4 protein-coding genes are annotated in these 2,435 nt (G+C 63.7%); 2 read left to right on the top strand and 2 right to left on the bottom strand.

The window, feature by feature from the left end; translation table 11 throughout:
* Window positions 1-250: 250 nt before the first annotated feature.
* Window positions 251-691: an SRPBCC family protein gene (locus tag J2S96_RS20080; RefSeq protein WP_306867646.1), complete on the top strand. Its 441-nt coding sequence runs from the start codon at window positions 251-253 to the stop codon at window positions 689-691.
* Between the two features lie 14 nt (window positions 692-705).
* On the opposite strand, the gene J2S96_RS20075 is transcribed toward J2S96_RS20080, so the two are convergent.
* A complete protein-coding gene (locus J2S96_RS20075; protein WP_306867643.1) occupies window positions 706-1,230 on the bottom strand; it encodes an O-acetyl-ADP-ribose deacetylase in 525 nt (174 codons plus the stop codon).
* A 58-nt stretch (window positions 1,231-1,288) separates the two neighbouring features.
* Between J2S96_RS20075 and J2S96_RS20070 the strand changes: the two genes are divergently transcribed.
* Window positions 1,289-1,912, top strand: a complete 624-nt coding sequence (locus J2S96_RS20070) for a DedA family protein (RefSeq protein ID WP_306867641.1) — start codon at window positions 1,289-1,291, stop codon at window positions 1,910-1,912.
* 78 nt (window positions 1,913-1,990) lie between these two features.
* Here J2S96_RS20070 and J2S96_RS20065 read toward each other — a convergent pair whose 3' ends face one another.
* Window positions 1,991-2,296 carry a hypothetical protein gene (locus J2S96_RS20065; protein WP_306867639.1) on the bottom strand — a complete coding sequence of 102 codons (306 nt, stop codon included), beginning with the start codon at window positions 2,294-2,296 and terminating at the stop codon, window positions 1,991-1,993.
* Window positions 2,297-2,435 lie beyond the last annotated feature (139 nt).

The following is a 2,435-nucleotide window of genomic DNA, read 5'->3' as shown; positions in this document are numbered from 1 at the left end:
ACCCGAACCAATTCACGCCGAACCTCAGGCCGACCAAAACGTCCCACAACACCACCAACCACTCAGGCGTTGCAACGACCCCCTGAACCCGCCAGTCCAAATACCTATATAAGTGAGCGAGCGTCAGGTCTCCCGCGCCGGGGTACCGAAACAATGGTGCGTTTCTGAGTTGCCAACGGGGCCGGGCGTATATGCTCGGTTTTGCCGGCCCGGAAGTCGGGCGGTGTTCGGTCTCGCGAAAAGGAACCACATGGCCCACGCTGAAAACGAAGTCTCGATCAACCGCCCCGCAAACGACGTCTACGCATTCGTGGCGGACGGACTGAACAACAAACTATGGCGGCCGACTGTCCAGTCCGCTGCCCTTGCCAGCGGCGAGCCCGGCACAAAGGGTGCCGTGTATTCCCAGTCGCTGTCGGGCCCCGGAGGTCGGCCGATCGCCGGTGACTACGAAATCACGGCCGCGGAGCCCAACAAACGCCTCGACTTCCAGGTAATCGCGGGTCCTGCACGGCCAAAAGGATCGTTCACCCTCCAGGAGAGCGACGGCACGACCATCCTGCGTTTTGCCCTGGATCTTCAGCCAAAAGGTTTCATGAAACTCATGGGATCCATGATCACCAAGACCATGCAGTCCGAAGTCGGGCAGCTCGGCGCGCTGAAAGCCGTTCTTGAAAAGGACCACGCCTAACGGGCGAGAGCCCGCTAAGCCCCGAACGCCATCCGAAACACGTCTGTCATTTCGGCGCTGAACAGGACAAATTCAACAAGCTCCACGCCGCTATCCGGACTGGACCGCTCAAAGTTCCGGCCGGCGTCGAACGCTACTGTGGCGACTTCGCGCGCATCCCAGCCGTAAATCCCGGCGCTGATCGCGGGAAAGGCGATCGAGCGTGCGCCGAGGGACGCAGCGACTCCGAGGCTCTCAAGGAAGCACGAGGTCAACAATGCCGGATCGGTCTGGCCCGCGTGCCTGTTGGGGCCAACGGTGTGGATCACCCACTTGGCGGGCAGATCGAACCCCGGGGTGGCTACCGCCTTGCCCACCGGCAAACCATCCGGCAACGAGGTCCTGCGGAGCTCCCGGCACGCTTCAACGAGGGCGGGACCGGCAGCGCGGTGGATGGCACCGTCCACTCCGCCGCCGCCCAACAAAGACGAGTTGGCCGCGTTGACGATCGCGTCGACGTCGCGCGTGGTGATGTCACCTTGGAGGATTTCGAGGCGCATGGCGCCAGTCTTGCACGAGTACCTCGGCCTGTGCACCAAAGTGGGGTAATTTGTGCCCATGGACATCACCACGGCCGATGGCTGGGGAGCCGCGCTCTATGTCTGGATCGTCCCCATGGTGGTGGGTGACGCGATCTTTCCGCCCATCCCTTCCGAGATGCTGGTGATCACCGGTGGCGCGCTGGCCGCCGAGGGCCGGGTCAATCTGTGGCTGGTGGGTTTGTTGGCCGCCGTCGCATCCTGGCTGGGCGACATGCTCGTTTTCCATTTATTCAAGCGCCGCTTGAGCCATATCCTGGACCGCTGGGCCTGGGGCCGCAAAGTGCACCAAGGAATCCACCACGCCATCGCGAAGGCGGGCCGCTCCTCCACCTACGGCGCGATCATCGGCGCCCGGTTCATCCCTGGTGGGCGGCTCGCGGCCTCGGCCGGTTCCGGGATCGCCGAGGTTTCCTCGCGCGGCTTCAGTCTCTGCGCGGGTTTGGGCGGATTGTTGTGGGCCGCATGGCAAGCCGGGCTGGGTTACTTTGCGGGCTCGACGACGAAGCTTCCGTTCTGGGCGAGCTCACTGATCGGCGCCGGCACGGGGCTGGTGATCGGCGTCGTGGTGGGCGTGGTCGTCACGCTTCGCCGTGGCGACCGCTCGCCTGTGGACGAGCCGGGCGAGCCGCCGCACCTCTAGGCCACGAATTTCAGGGGGCGTGCGCCGTCGACGTTCGCGAAAAGCCGCCGGGCGTGACGCGTTTCCCCGATGTCGTGCTCAGACCGGCGACCATTTCCCTCGCTTGCGGCGCAGGACGTAAAGGTTTCCTGTGAGCGCTACGCGTTCGACGGCGTCGCGCATCATGGCTGCCGACGCGCGGGCCTCGCTGTTCTCACCCGGATAGTCGCGCGGCTCCACGAGGAATCGGAGACTGATCTGGGGGACGCCGCCAACGATGTCCAGCTGATTGGATTCGACATGATGGCGCGTTTCCAAGGCCTCAAGCGCAGCGGCCATCACGGACTCCGGCGGATTGCCTGGCTTGAGCCCGGTGATCTTCAACTTGGTCTGGAACGACGGCATCTTTCAACCCTAAACGCTCGCTCAGCTATGGGGCCAACACCGGAGGCGGATTCAAGTGGTGGTTGCAACGCGTCCTTTATGCTGCTGATTCTTCCAGTATTTGTTCGAGGGCTTGCGCGGGTGTTTTCCAGCCGAGGGT

Source organism: Arthrobacter bambusae, assembly GCF_030812595.1.
Taxonomy (GTDB): domain Bacteria; phylum Actinomycetota; class Actinomycetes; order Actinomycetales; family Micrococcaceae; genus Arthrobacter; species Arthrobacter bambusae_B.
Note: the sequence above shows the minus strand (reverse complement) of the source record. Positions and strands in the feature narration are given on the sequence as shown.